General features: G+C 53.8%; 14 protein-coding genes. 1 reads left to right on the forward strand and 13 read right to left on the reverse strand.

Going from position 1 to position 15978, the window contains the following annotated elements; genetic code table 11:
• Positions 1-13: 13 nt before the first annotated feature.
• The 11 genes from V6D20_04725 to V6D20_04775 all read right to left on the reverse strand — a co-directional run bounded on the left by V6D20_04725 (position 14) and on the right by V6D20_04775 (position 11828).
• Entirely contained in the window at positions 14-256 is a 243-nt protein-coding gene (locus V6D20_04725; GenBank protein ID HEY9815097.1) for a DUF4160 domain-containing protein, read from the reverse strand.
• 14 nt (positions 257-270) lie between these two features.
• Entirely contained in the window at positions 271-498 is a 228-nt protein-coding gene (locus V6D20_04730) for a hypothetical protein (GenBank protein ID HEY9815098.1), read from the reverse strand.
• Between the two features lie 92 nt (positions 499-590).
• On the reverse strand, positions 591-797 hold the full coding sequence (locus V6D20_04735) for a hypothetical protein (GenBank protein HEY9815099.1): 207 nt from the start codon (positions 795-797) through the stop codon (positions 591-593).
• Positions 790-2169: a restriction endonuclease subunit S gene (locus V6D20_04740; GenBank protein ID HEY9815100.1), complete on the reverse strand. Its 1380-nt coding sequence runs from the start codon at positions 2167-2169 to the stop codon at positions 790-792. Before V6D20_04740 ends, V6D20_04735 begins: the two co-directional genes overlap by 8 nt.
• Positions 2166-3182: a PDDEXK nuclease domain-containing protein gene (locus tag V6D20_04745; GenBank protein ID HEY9815101.1), complete on the reverse strand. Its 1017-nt coding sequence runs from the start codon at positions 3180-3182 to the stop codon at positions 2166-2168. Before V6D20_04745 ends, V6D20_04740 begins: the two co-directional genes overlap by 4 nt.
• Complete coding sequence (locus V6D20_04750) at positions 3179-5167, reverse strand: class I SAM-dependent DNA methyltransferase (GenBank protein HEY9815102.1); 1989 nt, start codon at positions 5165-5167, stop codon at positions 3179-3181. The genes V6D20_04745 and V6D20_04750 overlap by 4 nt, the downstream gene beginning before the upstream one ends.
• Positions 5168-5391: 224 nt before the next feature.
• Positions 5392-6225: an ABC transporter permease gene (locus tag V6D20_04755; GenBank protein ID HEY9815103.1), complete on the reverse strand. Its 834-nt coding sequence runs from the start codon at positions 6223-6225 to the stop codon at positions 5392-5394.
• Between the two features lie 7 nt (positions 6226-6232).
• Entirely contained in the window at positions 6233-7147 is a 915-nt protein-coding gene (locus V6D20_04760) for an ABC transporter permease (protein HEY9815104.1), read from the reverse strand.
• Entirely contained in the window at positions 7144-8316 is a 1173-nt protein-coding gene (locus tag V6D20_04765) for an ABC transporter ATP-binding protein (GenBank protein ID HEY9815105.1), read from the reverse strand. The genes V6D20_04760 and V6D20_04765 overlap by 4 nt, the downstream gene beginning before the upstream one ends.
• 85 nt (positions 8317-8401) lie before the next feature.
• Positions 8402-9619 carry a spermidine/putrescine ABC transporter substrate-binding protein gene (locus tag V6D20_04770; GenBank protein ID HEY9815106.1) on the reverse strand — a complete coding sequence of 406 codons (1218 nt, stop codon included), beginning with the start codon at positions 9617-9619 and terminating at the stop codon, positions 8402-8404.
• Positions 9620-9791: 172 nt separating this feature from the next.
• The gene (locus V6D20_04775) at positions 9792-11828 is read right to left on the reverse strand and encodes a hypothetical protein (GenBank protein ID HEY9815107.1); all 2037 of its coding nucleotides are present in this window, start codon (positions 11826-11828) and stop codon (positions 9792-9794) included.
• An 821-nt stretch (positions 11829-12649) separates the two neighbouring features.
• On the opposite strand from V6D20_04775, the gene malQ reads away from it, so the two are divergent.
• Positions 12650-14182, forward strand: coding sequence for a 4-alpha-glucanotransferase (gene malQ, locus V6D20_04780; GenBank protein ID HEY9815108.1), 1533 nt, complete (start codon positions 12650-12652; stop codon positions 14180-14182).
• A gap of 39 nt (positions 14183-14221) precedes the next feature.
• On the opposite strand, the gene V6D20_04785 is transcribed toward malQ, so the two are convergent.
• Together V6D20_04785 and V6D20_04790 are read right to left on the reverse strand one after the other, a co-directional pair.
• The gene (locus V6D20_04785; GenBank protein ID HEY9815109.1) at positions 14222-15061 is read right to left on the reverse strand and encodes a RodZ domain-containing protein; all 840 of its coding nucleotides are present in this window, start codon (positions 15059-15061) and stop codon (positions 14222-14224) included.
• A 26-nt stretch (positions 15062-15087) separates the two neighbouring features.
• Complete coding sequence (locus tag V6D20_04790) at positions 15088-15885, reverse strand: pseudouridine synthase (protein HEY9815110.1); 798 nt, start codon at positions 15883-15885, stop codon at positions 15088-15090.
• Positions 15886-15978 lie beyond the last annotated feature (93 nt).

Here is a 15978-nt window from a genome sequence, read left to right on the forward strand (position 1 = left end):
GACGGAAATGTTGCTAACTTCGGTTTTGGAAGTAATGATCCCAGGCTTTTCTAAACTCGCCATAATGTTCCTCAATGAGGTTTTCAATTTGCTTGATCTGAACTCTTGAACGTTTGTAATTGGTGGCCAACTCTATTTCGGGATCTAGCCAAAACTTGGCTTCGCCATCAGTTAAAGAAACATGAATGTGGACTCGGCTTTCTTCTCTAAAGAAGCAGTAAAAACGATAGGAGCCAAGTTTAAGGACAGTTGGCACGATGTCAGGGTTTGCTACGCGGCAGAGGTAGCAGTGCCAATTTCAACGCTAACAGAGTCAAAGCGGGCATCACCAGGTTTGTACGCCAGCAGTTCCATACCGATGGGTTCGCCGCTGTCGGCATCTTTAATCAAAATGACGCCATCCCCTAACTCGGTACACAGTTGGTTAGGGCGTGGGCTTTGCCAAAAGACGGTCAGCAGCTCCATCTCTGGCTCATAAAACACTTTTACTTGGGCCATAGCACGACTCCTTCTTTGATGGCATCGGTTTGATAGGCCGTAATCAGGAACCCTTCTCCATTTAAGCGCCGAGCAACGGCAACCACCCAGCGCTAAGGTCTATGCAGGCAATAAAACAGCAAGATTCCCTCATCTCGACTGCTCTGGCGAATCTCATCGGGGGCTTGTAAGGCTTGCTGCACTAGGTCTTCAAGACTGGCAATATCGGGATGCTTGATGATGAGTTTTTGCCAATAGGTGTGGGTGGTTCTGACGCTAAAGCCGAGAGGGGTGGCAATTTCAAAGCGAATATCAGCCATAGGCAGCCTCCAAGGGAGCGGCAGGGGCAACACTCGCCGGAGCTTGCCAGCCCCGGACATCGATCTTGCCGGTCACCGCAGCGGAAATCAGGGCTGAGCGGCGTTCTGTTAGGAGGCTTACCGCATTTTTACACTCGGTTATTAGGCTATTCCATTTATCCTGCTGTCCATGAATAAATTCCGCTATTTTAATTTGCTCTTCTAACGGTGGACTTGCTATTGGCAGATTCTCGATAACTCTCATTCCAATATTTTGCTGAGTTCCAAAACTCCAGTGCAAAGCAACTGACTCTTGAAAGCTGAGAGACCTCATTGAAGCAATAACAAAGTATGGATAATGGTGTTTATTAGAGCGTATAACTGCAAGTGGAGACCAAATATTAAACTCATCATCAGTTTCAACAATTGCTGTCACTCCAGTTGTAGCGCCAGACTTAACCATGAAAATGTCATGATTCTGCGGTTTATATTTCTTTGAGAATCGGTTGTGATCTTCCCTTGATATATACCTTGCCTTAGTAAAATCTACTTCTCCTGAAGATACAGCTTCAGCCGAGACAAAAAGAACACCGTCATCAACAAATTCTGGAGTCTCATGGGGCCCATCAGTAATTGGAGTTGAAACTAGATGTTTCAATGGCGTCACTTCCCAATGGGCGGGGACTTCGCCTAGCCACTCAACGCCGGAGTCTTTCATGGGGGCAGTGGGGTCGAGACCCTTGGTGACGGCATGGGAAATCACCGCCTGCCGCTTTTCCTTCAGCAGTTCAATCAGCCGCTGCTGCTCTGCGATCAATGCGTCAATACGCGCCGTTTCATAGTCAAGAAAACGAGCAATTTGGGTTTGTTCGCCTAATGGAGGATTGGTTATTGGCAGATTCTCAATAACACTCATTCCAATATTTTGTTGGGTTCCAAAGCTCCAGTGAAGAACAACTGACTCTTGAAAACTGCGTGACCTCATCGAGAAAAGAACGAAATAAGGATGATGACTTTGGTTGCAGCGTATGACTGCTAATGGAGACCAAATATTAAATTCATCTTCGGTTTCAACGATTGCCGTAACTCCAGTCGTAGCACCAGACTTAACCATGTAAATGTCGTGCTTCTGGGGCTTATATTTTTTTGAGAATCGATTGTGGTCTTCTCTGGATATGTACTTTGCCTTGGTAAAGTCTACTTTTCCTGAAGATACTGCTTCAGCCGATATAAAAAGAACACCGTCATCAATGAAGTTAGGAGTTTCATGCGGTCCATCGGTAACTGGCGTTGAAACTAAGTGCTTCAGTGGCATTACATCCCAATGCTCAGGCACTTCCCCCAACCATTCCACCCCAGAATCCTTATACGCCTCATACTTCGGAAAGCTCATCGGTCTTCTCCTGTCGCCACATTTAGCGCATAAAACTCATGCAATTTTGCTTGCAACAGCGCCTTGTCCGGCAACTGTGTTTGGTACTCCGCAATCAGCGCAGGCGATAGCGATCGATTTAGGGCATACTTCACCACCTCATCATCCTTGCTCGCACACAACAGCACCCCAATCGCCGGGTTTTCGTGGGGCTTGCGCTCATCGCGATCCAACGCCTCCAGATAAAAATTCAGCTTACCCAAATACTCCGGCTCAAACCGTCCCACCTTTAGCTCCACCGCCACCAAGCAATTCAGCCCTCGATGGAAAAATAATAGATCTAGCGCAAAATCGCGCCCTCCCACCTGCACCGGATATTCTGAGCCGACAAAACAAAAATCGCGCCCCAGTTCAATCAAAAAATCCTTTAGCTGCCTCAGCAAGCCCTGGTGTAGATCTGCCTCGGTATGCAGTTCGGGCAACTCCAAAAACTCCACCATATAGGCATCCCGAAAAACATCCACCGCCGTAGGATGAGATTGTGCCGCCACTGGTGACACTTTTACCGGATTCAACACACTGCGCTCAAATAGGGCAATCTTAAATTGTCGTTCTAGCTCCCGGCTAGACCACTTTTCCTGAATCGCCAACCGTAGGTAAAACTCCCGCTCCTCCGGGTGTTTACTCTGGTTGAGAATAATTAAATTGTGAGTCCAGGGCAATTGTGACAGCACTGCTGTCACAATTGTCTCATCCTGATAAGTCTCATAGAACTTCCGCATCCGAAACAGATTTCGCCGCGTAAACCCGCGCAGCCCCGGCTGAGTCCGGGCCAGATAATCCGCCAACTGCTGCACCACCCCCTCGCCCCATTCCGCCTGTGCCAGCTTGTGGCTTAGGTATGCCCCCACCTGCCAGTACAGCTCTACCAGTTGGGTATTCACCGCCTGCGTCGCTCTTTGTTTAGCAGATTGGATCATCTCCACCACTTCTGCAAAGCTTTGCTCCATGGCCTGATCTAGGGGCCCCGTCATGCTGATAGCTCCTCGATCATCTGCTTAATGCGATCCGTACAGGCCTTTAGATCGCGGTCAATCTCCTCCAAGGGGCGCGGCGGCTGAAACACATAGAAATGCCGATTAAACGGAATCTCGAACCCCACAATGCCCACCTCCCCATCAATAGCATCGCACTTGCCCTGATCAATCCAGGCATCGGGCACATGGGGTTTCACCTCCCGCTCAAAGTAGTCGTAGATCGACTCACCCAGGGGCACATTTTCATAATCTCGTAGCCCCGTATCCGGCTCCGGCTGTCCCTTAGGCTTATCCTTCACCCGGCAAATCTCCGCTTCTGGGTGGCGTTCTCCAAACGCATTCAGTAACACCTTCAGCACTGCCGCACTGGCATCAATCTCCTGCATGGCTAGAGCCTGTTTCAGCCGTTTGATAAACGGGGCACGACTGAGGTGCAGCGGCTCTTTTTCTAACGTTTGCAGCGCTGTAATTAGTCGGCTTTGCACCTCCCCATCTAGCTTTTGCACCGCCTTTTCATCTAGAGCAGCCTTGATGCGATCGGGCGTCACCTGAAACGCCAGCCGCAGCGGACGCTCAATGGTGATGCGGCGATAGCCAAAGGCCTCGATGGGAAAAATCTTGCTCTGGGGTGTTGCTTCAAACCGACCGTAGAGGCGCACTAGGTCATCAATTTGCTCCTCGTTGAGATACTGGCGCTTGCTGCCCAGCGACTTGCGCATTTTACTGAAATGCTGCGTGCCGTCGATCAGTTGCACCTGGCCCCGGCGCAGCTCTGGCTTGTGGTTCGACAAAATCCATACATAGGTGGCAATGCCCGTGTTGTAGAACATATCCGTCGGCAGAGCAATAATCGCTTCCACCAGATCGCTTTGCAGCAGGTAGCGGCGAATTTCTGACTCCCCACTGCCTGCCCCGCCGGTAAACAGCGGTGAGCCATTGAGAATGATGCCAATGCGAGAACCACCTTCCTGGGACGGGCGCATTTTGCTTACTAGGTGCAGCAGAAACAGCAGCGACCCATCCGACACGCGGGGCAGACCGGGGCCAAAGCGGCCAGCAAAGCCCCGCTCGTTGTGCTCATCGGTGACCTGCTTTTGCACCTTCTTCCACTCCACCCCAAAGGGCGGATTGCTGAGCATAAAGTCGAAGTGGCTGGTGGCAAGCTGATCGTCTGATAGGGTATTGCCCAGCTTGATATTGCTCACCGTCTGCCCCTTGATCAGCATGTCCGCCTTGCAGATGGCATAGCTTTCGGGGTTTAGCTCCTGCCCATGCAGCGACACGGTGACTTGCTTGCTAATAGCCTGAATGTATTCATCCCCCTCCGACAAAAAGCCGCCGGTGCCTGCGGTGGGATCGTAAATAGTGACAATGCTATGGGGCTTAAGCTTGTGGTCTTGCCCGGTGATCACAAGAGACGTGGTCAGGTGGACGATATCGCGGGGGGTGAAGTGTTCCCCGGCCGTTTCGTTGGAACTCTCAGCAAACTTGCGGATCAGCTCCTCAAAGATGATGCCCATGCCAAAGTTGTCGATGTGGGCAGGGCTGAGATCCGTCGCCGCAAAACGCTGCACCACTTGATAGAGCAAGTCGCTGGTGGCCAACTGTTGCACAAAATCCTCGAAGTGGAAATGCTCGAAGATTTCCCGCGCATCGCTGCTAAACGACTGCACATAGCTCATCAGGTCATCGGCAGTCTGGGTGTCTGACAATGTGCCTAGGGATAGGGGCGAGGTATTGTAAAACTGCTGATCGGCAGCCCGCAGCAGCAGTTTTTCGCGGGCTAGGTCGGGCTTGGTCTGGTGCTCCTTGGCGGCGTCTAACACCGTCTGCTTGTTAGCCTCCAACACACATTCCAGCCGTCGCAATAGGGTAAAGGGCAGAATGATGCGGCCATACTGCGATTGCTTGAAGTCTCCCCGCAACAGGTCGGCGATCGCCCAGAGAAAAGCGGCTGTTTGGGAGTGGTTGGTCGGGTTCATGGCGATGATCAGAGGATAGAACTTGATAGGAAACAGGGGAGATCAAGGATCACAGGAGCGATCGAAACAGGTGTCAACGCCGGAGCATTGGCACCATAAATATATCGTTCCTACGCTCAGTGTGGGAATGCTCCCTAGCGGCACTCCTGCGCCCAGACCCCAAGAGTCTCAGGAGCAACCAAGAGAGGTGTCAACGCCGGAGCATTGGCACCATAAAATTCCTCTTAGCTCGAACGGCGCTGCCCCAGAAGAATCGGAATCAGCAGCAGTTCGACGCCGACCAGTAGACAGATGGAAATTAGGAAAATCAGCGTGCCGATGGCATTGAGGGCTGGGGTGAGGTTTGCGCCGAGAAAGGTGTAAATCGCCACGGGCAGGGTTTGCTTGAAGCCAGATACAAACCAGGCAATTACAAATTCATCGAAGGAAAAGGTGAAGGCTAGCAGCCAAGAGCCAGCAATGCCGGGAATTGACCAAGGTAAGACGACTCGCCATAGAGCTTGCCATTCGGTTGCTCCCAGATTCCAAGCGGCTTCTTCCAAGTCTTTAGGCATTTGCGATAGACGTAACCCAATCAGGGCGATCGCTGTGGGAATTAAAATCACTACGTGGGTGAGAAAGATGCTGATCAGTTTGCCTTGAAGCTGTAGGCGAGACAGCAGCCCCAAAAAGGCCACGCCTAAAATCAGCGGCGGGATGATGATCGGGATGATCAACACAATGGACAGAAATTTTTTGCCCAGAAACTGGAAGCGATTTAGGACATAGGCGGCGCAGAAGCCTAGGACTGTGGCGGCGGCGGCGGCGGCGGGGGAAATCCATAGGCTATAGCCAAGGGACTGGATCAAGCGTCCATCCCTAAACAGGTCGCCGTACCAGCGTAAGGTCCATCCCGTCCAGGGCAAGGTGGGAAAGCGGGAGTTTTCAAAGGAGAAAATCACCAAGGTCAAAATGGGCAGCATCAGGAAGAGATACATGCCGCCAAGGTAGAGCCAGCCGACCAGTTTGAGTAGGTTGATGGAGCGGGTGGGACGGGCGGAGAGTTTGATGGCAGTCATGGGCACCTCAGTCGCGGGGAGGGTCGGATAGTTTCAAACCCGCTGCTAGGATCACCAACAGCAGAATCACTAAGATGGTTGCTAGGGCAGAGGTGCGGGGTAGGTTGGTGGTGCCGGCATATTCATTGAGCACCACGGTGGAAAAGAGGGGAATGGGGCCGAAGATCGATCGCCCGGTGCCGCCGCCCAAAACAATGCCAGACAGTACATCGCCCGCACTGATGATGATGCCAAACAGAGCGCTGTAGATGATGCCGGGCTTGCTGAGGGGCAGCAGGACGCGCCAAAAGGTTTGCCACTGGGTAGCTCCTAGGTTACGGGAAGCTTCCAGCAGGGCGCGATCGCTGTTGCGCAACACCAGGTAGAGAATCAGGATGACGATGGGCGCGAGGTAGTGCAAAATGCCGATGCGGGTGGCCACCTGGGTAAAAATAATCGGCAGCGGCTCTTGAATCACCTGCAGTTTCAGCAGCAGGGTATTGAACAAGCCGTTGCGATTAAGAATCGTTTGCCAGGCGTAGAGCCGGAGAATATAGCTGCTCCAAAAGGGGGCGATCGCCAGCAGGACGGCAAAGCGCTGCAATCGTTCAGGGACGCCAAACACCAGCATCAAGGCGAAGGGATAGCACAGGAGGATGGCGAGAATGGTGGTGGTGCTAGCAACCCAGGCGGTTTGCAGCAGGGCATAGGCATAGCGCGATCGCGTGAAGAGCTGGCTGAAAATATCGATGTAGTTGTCGAGGGAAAAGCCGGGAATGGCCCGATAGTTTTCGGTACTCCAAAAGCCAATCCAAATCAAGAACAGCAGCGGCAACAGAAAAAAGATGCCGTTGTAGATCACCACCGGGGCCAGACCGATGTATTTGAGGCCGCTGCGTTCGTTGGGCGTAGCAATGGGGCGGGTGGCGGGTGGATGGCTCATCGTTCTCTCTCCAGCGATCGCGTGTCCTCCAGCAGCACCGTATCCTGGGATGACCAATGGAGCACAAGGTCGGTGTTGATGGCAATGCGCAGACTATCGCTGAAGGATTCTTGGCAAATCAGGTTCAGTTCATGTCCTGATTCGGTTTCTAGAAGATAGCTCATCTGGGAGCCCATGAACTCTCGTCCTCGCAGACTAGCTTTGAGGCTATTGTCGGTTTTTTCGGTGGGATCAAGCCGCATCTTGTCGGCAGGGACGACCACGGTAACCATGTCGCCTACGCTATGGTTCACCTGGCCGGGCTGGGCGCAGATCAGACCTTGGGGACATTGGATGGTCAACGTGTGGTCGTCATTGAGCGATCGCACCTGGCCATCAAAGAGGTTGTTATTGCCGACAAATTCCGCCACAAAATGGCTTTGGGGACGGGTATACAGATCGGCGGGAGAGCCAATTTGTTCAATCCGCCCCTGGTTCATCACCACAATCCGATCGGCCATGGCAAAGGCTTCATTTTGATTGTGGGTGATGTAAACAAAGGCGATATTCAACGTTTGCTGGAGGCGCTTGAGTTCCCCTTGCATCCGCAGCCGCAGATGAGCATCGAGGGCGCTCATGGGCTCATCCAGCAGCAAAATCTTCGGTTCCATCACTAGGGCGCGGGCGATCGCCACCCGCTGCTTTTGACCACCGCTGAGCGCCCCCACCCGGCGCTTGAGAAAGTCGCTGAGGTGAACCAATTCAGCAACTTGATGCACTTTGTCTTTAACGGCAGCCCGGTTATGGGACTTGAGCGTTAGCCCAAAGGCGATGTTCTGGAAAACGTTCAGGTGGGGAAATAGGGCAAAGCTTTGCCACACCAGCGGTGTATGACGCTGATGGACGGGCAATTGGCCAATGGGTTGCCCATGCAGCCAGATTTCCCCGGATGACATAGACTCTAGCCCCGCAATTAACCGCAGCAGCGTGGTTTTACCGCAGCCGCTGGGGCCCATAATGGCGACAAACTCGCCAGGATCCACATGTAGGTTGATGTCGCTGAGAACGGACAGTTGATTGAACTGTTTAGCGATCGCCCGCAGTTCTAGAGCAGGAGCGCTGGAGGTCTCTGCTGTCCTTGCCTGAGCGACGGGTATGGAGGAGGGTGGATTGGTCGAGGTTGAACTCATCTTAGTGTTAAACCACAGAGCAATAGGAAACAGTTACCCAGCATCTGGCTAGGTAGAGCCTGGCGAAGAAGACCGGCGGGCACGGTTACGTGGCCTTAAATTCGTTGTAGATGTCTTGCCAAGCTTTTTCGTCTTGTTGCGTCGGAAGCTGGCGGGCGCGGGTGCGTTCTAGCTGGCTTTCCACTAAAAGCTTGCTGGCGTCGCTAGGGTCAGCCACATAGCCCAACAACTGTTTCTCATCGTCATTGAGATACTCAATGACTTTGACGTTAGGAGCAAGACCTTTATAGGCTTGGGCATTGGCTAGGCGGGCCTGCACCTCAGGGCGAGACATGTATTCTACCCAGCTTTGGGCTAGTTCTGGGTTGGGGCTATCGGCACAGATCGCAGCACCTTCACTCCAGCGGATCGCTCCTTCCTCAGGCACGATGGCGGTAAATTCTTGATTACCGTCTGCGATCGCATTTTGAATCACCCAGTCACCCACGGGCCCCGCCGTCACATCACCGTTGATGAACGCATTGACAATATCCTGTACACTAGGGGTCACCAGCGCCACATTGGGCTTCATGCGTAGCATCCAGGCCTTAACCTCCTCCAGTTGGGCATCGGTGAGGTCGTAGGGGTTAGGATTCTCGGGGAAGAGGGCTAAGCTAGCATTCCCCATATTGGGCAGATACCAATCAAATAGAGCTAGCTTGCCAGCTAAGTCTTCTCTTAACAGGAACTCCCAACTAGTGACCTCCGAGGGTGGAATAATGCTTTGGTTGAAGGCAATGCCGTAGTTGCCAAAGCGGGTACCCACTGCCATCATCTGGTCATCTTCGTAGAAGCCGGGAAAGTCTTGATACACCGGATAGTAGTCGCTTAAGTTCGGTACGGTGGATGGGTCAATGGGGGCGATCGCGCCCAGAGCCATCAGCTTGGTCACATATTCCCCATCGGAAATGAGGGCATCGTAGGTGCCAGCGGGCGACTGGTTGAAAAATTGCAGCATTTGTTCGCCACCCAAATAGGTTTTGAACTCTACCGTGACACCGTATTCTTCTTCAAAGCCGCGAATCACCTCGGGTTCGTCGTAGCCCGGCCAGGTCAGCAAGCGTAGGGTATTGCCTGATGAACTAGCGGGCGTATCTCCGGTGGTTACAGCCGTTTCACTGGAAGGGCTACAGCCGATCAGGCGAGTGGATACAGCGGCCAAGGAGGCTGTGGAGGCAAATTGGATGAATCGACGGCGGGAGAAGGCTCTCAAGAGTTGAGCTTCACGGTTGAAACCAGCGGACGGACGAGGTCGTTGTGACATAGTGATGAACCGATGGAGAAATATGTACGGATGCAGCCAGATGTAGGAGGACGAATCAGGAAACAGCAAGCAAGCTCAGGCCGAGTCAGAGAGCTGATTGTACGGTAGTGAATCGGAGACCTGGGAAAAGTTGTTTACACTACATATTGCGCTGGGCTTATAGACGCCTAACCTATTGAGAGTCTTCAGGTAAGGTGGGCAGATCCGGAACTGGCTGAAGCTGCTGCTGCCAGGATTGAATCCGCAGTTGGGCGGCCGCATAGGCTTCGGTGCGCGGTGGCACGTTCTGGGCGATCGCAATGGCATTTTCCAGATCCACCACGGCCTGTTGCTCTGCTGCGTTGAGCAGTTGGTAGCTCCAAGTGTTAATCATTTGATCGGCTTCGGAACGGCTGCTGTTGCTGGCCGGCACCTCATTGGCTAGTTGAATGGCGGCGACGAGGCCGGATATCGTACCGCTGCTGGCGATCGCATAGGCATCTTGCAGGGGAATTTGTCCTTCCAGGCGGTTGCGCCAGGTGGTTACTTCCGCTTGGGCATCGGCCCGCAGGGCCCGACCTTCAGAAATCTGTTGAGCAGTGGAGATGGCCCCTCGCCAGTCGCCAGCATTGGCCAATTGGCGTGCCCGATCGAGAATCGGTTGATCTTCCATACGCTGCATCTGGGCCGTCCAGGTGGCAATCCGGTCTTGGGCGGTGCTGGAGAGGGTGCGCCCCGGCTGAATCTGCTGGGCGGTGGCGATCGCTTGCTGTAATGCTGCGGCAGTTCCCTGCTGGGCAAGCTGGTTGGCCTGGTCAAGAATCGGCTGGTCTTCAATTCGCTGGATTTGGCTCAGCCATTCAGACTCCAAACGTTGCGCTTCGCCAGCACGGGGATTACCGTCGGGAATCATCTGGGTTTCAGCGATCGCTGCTCGCAGGTCAGATACCGTACCCGGACGAGCCACCTGCCGGGCCGTGTCGATGCGGGCTACGTCTTGGAGTTCTAACCGCCACTGGCGAATCAAGGTCTGGGCTCGGCTATAGAGAGGGCGATCGCGCCGTAGCCGCTGGGCTTGCAAAATGGCGGCCTCGATATCTAGAGCCGTGCCGCGCCAAGCCTGGCTTTGGGCTGAGGCTATGGTGAGAAAATCCTGTGCCTCCTCTCCAAGATTAATATCGTCGGGAATGCTTTCGATGATGGCGATCGCTCCCTCGTAGTCTTCCCGGTCGAGGGCCGCTTGAGCGAGGTCTAAAAAGTCTTCCCCAATGCTCTTCAGCAGCGCTTGGGCTCCATCATGGGCATAGCTCGTGCTGCTAATGCTCTGCACCAGTTGAATGGCCTCGATGAGACTGTCTGGATCCCCCCGCTCAGCTAAGCGTTGAGCCTCACCCAACATTTCGCCATCCTTTCGGGCGACGGCGATAATCTCCTGCAGCTCATCATGCTTAACGGTGCGCCAATACTCATTCTCCACAGAGAGAAGCTGGTTGGAGGTGCGAAAGGCTTCTTGGTAGCTTTGATTGCGCAGCGCCGTTTCCACTGCCCGGTAAATCGCTTCGCCTTCCGACCAAATGCGTTGCCAGTCCTTCACCTGATCGTCCACAAGGTCGTGGGCGGCTAGATGCTCGGGAATACGTTCTGCTATGGCGATCGCTTCCTCCAGATCCCCAGACTGGAAAGCCTCATCCCCCAGATCCAGAATCATCATCGACCAGGTTTCAATGGAATCTTGAATTTCCTGCTGTAGGGGATGATCCTCGGGTAAACTTTCGACTAACTGGATGGCTTCCAGCAAATCATCCACTGTACGCTTATTAGCTGCGATGTCGGCGCAATACATGCGCAGAGAGGCAGAGGCCGTGGGCCAAAAAATAGCAGGGCAGTTGGGCAGAGCTGGAATTTTCAACAGCAGGGCAGCGGCCAAAAGTCCCGTTCCGGTGGTGCAGAGGACAGCTACCGTGCCCCAAATTTGCCAATTGCGAACCCACTGCCAGCGCTGGCGTGGTGTGGGTGCTGGCGTGGGTGTGGGCGGCTGACGGATCTGGTGTTGCAGATCCTGCAAGGGGTTAGACGACGGGGTGGGGCGACGGCCCGCAGGTGGTTGCGGTAGGGGCGATCGCGGGAGGGGAGGGGCAGGACGAGGAAGCTGCACCGGACGACTCGGCCGATCCATGGGGCGCTGGGCTTGGGGTGGATAATAGCGAGTTTTCCGGCGATCGTGTGTCATGAATAGAACCTAAAATCTGGCAACAATACTCATGGCAAGGGCAGACGTCTAGACACCTAAGTCAGCTCATGGTTCCCAGCAGGGAGTCTGGTCTATCACGATCCATGGGAGAGCTGTGACCTTTTGCCGACGCTGACCTTGGGTATAGCGCGGGCTTCCCTGGATCCCACCAGCGACTCTCTCGTTCAGCTTTGCCTAGGCAAAACCCCGGCAGATCCCGTCTAGAGATGATGTCATGAGTCCTAAAAGCAGACAGGCTGGGAGTTCAGGATACTGACCCAGTTCGTCCGGTTGCTAGCGGATTGACTTGATAGTAACCGTCTTCGGCAAAACTTGGCTGCTGATAGGTTGTCTAGATCGTTGCTATCCTAACGTTCTATGGTTAGAGTCTACTCAGTTTTTCAACATTCTCATCATTCCTTGACGTCGATCTCGCCGGCCGTCGTCAAACAACATAATTTGACACAAACCTGACCGGCCAGGGCAAGACTCGGGGGCCAAACCTAAAACTAGGCCAAAAGCTAGGTCGAATTCTTCACAGATGTCTTTACTATAGTCAGGAGGTCTTTTTCAGGGAGCGATCGCCCTTGAGAGGCTCCGGATGCTCTCGATCGTTGTCAGCCAGCCGTGACGATAACGCTGCGATCGCCTTGTGTCCCAACGAGGGGATCAAGCAGATCGTCTCGTTGGGCTAGGTGCCACGGTGGTCTGATCCCGACGCCTAGATGGATGAGGGGCGATGGTTTTTATGCCGCTGCCTGCTCATCTGTCGCCGATCGAGACTGCAAAGACTCCAGTTCTTATCATCTTGGATTGAACTCATGCCTTTTCCTCGCTCCAGTGGTTTGTTGCTCCATCCCACCTCATTTCCTGGCCCCCATGGCATTGGAGACCTCGGGGGCGCTGCCTATGCTTTTGTTGATTTTCTAGCAGCCAGTGGTCAGCAACTGTGGCAGGTCTTGCCGCTCAGCCCCACGGGCTACGGCAACTCGCCCTACATGTGCTATTCCTCCATGGCGGGCAATCCTCTGTTGATTAGCCTAGATTTGTTGGTCGATGAAGGATGGTTGACCCACGACGATCTGTCGGTGTTGCCGGACTTTCCTAGCGATAAAGTTGACTACGATCGCGTCATTGCTACCAAAACACCGCTGCTCGATCGAGCTGCCGAACGCTTTAAGGCCCATGCCTCGGATCGACAGCGCCAAGAGTTTGATGTGTTTTGCCATGCTCGGGCTGTTTGGCTCGACGACTTTGTCTTTTTTATGGCGCTTAAACAGGCCCATGGTGGCGAAAGCTGGCACCGTTGGGATGAAGCGATCGCCAAACGTGATCCTGATACCCTAAGCCGTTGGCGCAAGCAGCTTGCCAATGATATTTACCACCACAAGTTTCTCCAGTTTGAATTTTTCCGGCAATGGTCTCACCTGAAGAAGTATGCCAACGATCGCCAAATTCAGATCATTGGCGACATGCCGATCTACGTGGCCCACGACAGCGCTGATGTCTGGTCACTGCCCCACATTTTCCATCTGGATCCAGAAACGGGGGAGCCAGCCCTAATGGCCGGTGTGCCCCCCGATTACTTCAGCGAAACCGGCCAGCTATGGGGCAATCCCATCTATAACTGGGAGGCGATGCAGGCTTGGGGCTTCAAGTGGTGGCTGCAGCGTTTGCAGTCTATGTTGGAATATGTGGATTTAATTCGGGTTGACCACTTTCGAGGCTTTCAGGCCTACTGGGAAGTGCCCCAAGGGGAAACCACCGCCATCAATGGTCAGTGGGTGGAGGCTCCGGGTCGAGAGTTCTTTAAGACCGTCAAGGAGGAGCTAGGCAGTTTGCCGATCTTGGCGGAAGATCTTGGGGTCATTACCCCCGAGGTGGAAGCCCTACGGGATGAGTTTGACTTTCCGGGGATGAAAATTCTTCACTTCGCCTTCGGTTCTGGCCCAGGCAACCCCTACCTACCGTTTAATTTCGAGCGCAACTGCATGGTCTATACCGGCACCCACGATAACAACACTACGGTGGGCTGGTTTGAAAGCCTATCAGACTGGGAAAAAGACCACATCAGCCATTACCTAGGCGACATCAGCTACGACGGAATTCACTGGGACATGATTCGCTTGGCTCTCAGCTCCCACGCCAATCAAGCCGTGATTCCCTTCCAGGATCTCTTGGGACTAGGGGGAGGTGCGCGAATGAACCTGCCCGGTGCCCCAACCGGGAACTGGGAGTGGCGCTATCGAGATGAAGCCGTCAACCCAGAGTTAGCAGGGCGGATGCATATGCTGACAGAGATGTATGGACGCCTGCCCCAGCCCCCAGCCCCTGCGGATGAGTCCGATGGGTAGCTGGGTAACTGGGGTTTGGATGAGCTTAGGCGTTAGAACCTAGGGTGTGAGTGGAGGGCGATCGCCAGATACTGGTCGGAACGCGATCGCCTCTTCATCAGGCATGAGGGCCGTTGGGGAGGATGCAGAATAGGTCACCTCTGCCACCGTACCTGGTTCTCCTAATGGCTTAGCCTGACCATCGTAGGTGACCACCAGCCCCCCAGCATTGCCAGCTAGGATAGTCAGCTGAGTATCGGCTGTCCAAGTATGGCTGCTGCCTTCGCTCAGTGTATCTTCAAAGGTCATCTCGCCATCAGAGACCACCCGTACCCAAGATGGAGCCGTAACGCTCACATCCACCCGCACCGGTCGCTGCTCCTCGGTAGCCTCATTGCCGGGTGCTGGAGTTGGCGATGCAGCTGGCTCTGTAGGTACAGGCATCGTCACCTGCTGATTGACCAGACGCTCCTCTGCCAAGGGGGATACCGACCGGTTCATCAGATGAGATAGCCCACTGATGGCCGCCGTAATCAACAAAATATAGGCGACATATAAATGGAGCGGCCGAAGCTGGGCTGCAGGCAGATCCCGCCACGAGATGCCGCCACTGGGCTGCTGCACCGTTGGGGTCACCGGAAAGGTGGCTGCCAACTCAGCACCATCTAGCCCAAGAGCATCTGCATAGCGCTTGATTAATCCGCGAATATAAACGGGTTCAGGCAAGGCATGGATATGCCCCGCTTCAATGGCCATCAGCAGGCTAGGGCGGATCAGGGTTGAGGCGTTAATCTGATCCAACGATAGGTGAGCATCTTGGCGAGCCTGTTGTAAATAAGCGCCAATTGCCGCCAGTTGTTCGGCCTGGTGAGACTCTGGGTAATTGCCATGTCTACTCATAGTGCGTACCCTTGACATCAACGAAACTACCTTGTGCGAACGCGATGGAGCGGAAGATGTCGGTCGGTGGGATGGTTTGTGGGATGGTTGGAGGATGGATGCAATGAATCAAGTTCACGGTGAGTCAGTAGACGGTGTTGCCCCTCAGGGAGGGGGTGAAGTGCGATCGCTCCGATAGCCGTGCGATGCAGGTGAATGACTGGATGCCCTAACTGTTCTGCTATCCGGCGAATTTGTCGGTTACGCCCCTCTTGTAGAATAATCTCAAGCTGGGTGCGGTGAGCCGGATAACGTTGATGATCAAGAACTCTAACTTGGGCCGGCTGAGTGCGCCGTCCTGATAGTACAACGCCGTCCCGCCATTTTTGAAGGGTTGATTTAGAAAGACAACCCTCTACCCAAACCTGATAGGTTTTTGCAATGGTGTGGCGAGGATGGGTTAGGTGAAAGGTTAACGAGCCATCGTTCGTGAGGACAAGAGCGCCGGTGCTCTCTGTATCTAACCGCCCGACTGGGTGTAGTCCTGTGCCATGGGATAGATGATGAGGTAGAAGATCAAGGACAGTGGTGCGATTCCAGGGATCGTCGCAGGTGGTCACGACGCCGGCGGGTTTATGAAGCAAGATGTAGATCGGCTGGGGGCGCTGATGAGACTCAAGGGGTGTTCCATCCACGTCGATGCGATCGCAGCTTGGGTCGGCTGTTTGTCCTAGAGAAACGATTGAGCCGTTCAGGCGAACTCGCCCGTCGAGAATCATTTGCTCTGCTTGACGACGAGAAGCAATGCCCCACTTTGACAATAGCTTTTGAACTCGTTCAGCCATAGACTTGGCACTGGAAGATCACATTAAGAACCTGGCAATAGGAATACGCACAATTGAGTATTCCCATAAACCTAGTTTAGTTCATGTACAAAT

The organism is Candidatus Obscuribacterales bacterium (assembly GCA_036703605.1).
In the GTDB taxonomy this organism is placed as follows: Bacteria; Cyanobacteriota; Cyanobacteriia; order RECH01; family RECH01; genus RECH01.

Coding starts and splice junctions, on each gene's coding strand:
- V6D20_04730 (HEY9815098.1), bottom strand. CDS start 498: ATGGCCCAAGTAAAAGTGTTTTATGAGCCAGAGATGGAGCTGCTGACC.
- V6D20_04735 (HEY9815099.1), bottom strand. CDS start 797: ATGGCTGATATTCGCTTTGAAATTGCCACCCCTCTCGGCTTTAGCGTC.
- V6D20_04740 (HEY9815100.1), bottom strand. CDS start 2,169: ATGAGCTTTCCGAAGTATGAGGCGTATAAGGATTCTGGGGTGGAATGG.
- V6D20_04745 (HEY9815101.1), bottom strand. CDS start 3,182: ATGACGGGGCCCCTAGATCAGGCCATGGAGCAAAGCTTTGCAGAAGTG.
- V6D20_04750 (HEY9815102.1), bottom strand. CDS start 5,167: ATGAACCCGACCAACCACTCCCAAACAGCCGCTTTTCTCTGGGCGATC.
- V6D20_04755 (HEY9815103.1), bottom strand. CDS start 6,225: ATGACTGCCATCAAACTCTCCGCCCGTCCCACCCGCTCCATCAACCTA.
- V6D20_04760 (HEY9815104.1), bottom strand. CDS start 7,147: ATGAGCCATCCACCCGCCACCCGCCCCATTGCTACGCCCAACGAACGC.
- V6D20_04765 (HEY9815105.1), bottom strand. CDS start 8,316: ATGAGTTCAACCTCGACCAATCCACCCTCCTCCATACCCGTCGCTCAG.
- V6D20_04770 (HEY9815106.1), bottom strand. CDS start 9,619: ATGTCACAACGACCTCGTCCGTCCGCTGGTTTCAACCGTGAAGCTCAA.
- V6D20_04775 (HEY9815107.1), bottom strand. CDS start 11,828: ATGACACACGATCGCCGGAAAACTCGCTATTATCCACCCCAAGCCCAG.
- malQ (HEY9815108.1), top strand. CDS start 12,650: ATGCCTTTTCCTCGCTCCAGTGGTTTGTTGCTCCATCCCACCTCATTT.
- V6D20_04785 (HEY9815109.1), bottom strand. CDS start 15,061: ATGAGTAGACATGGCAATTACCCAGAGTCTCACCAGGCCGAACAACTG.
- V6D20_04790 (HEY9815110.1), bottom strand. CDS start 15,885: ATGGCTGAACGAGTTCAAAAGCTATTGTCAAAGTGGGGCATTGCTTCT.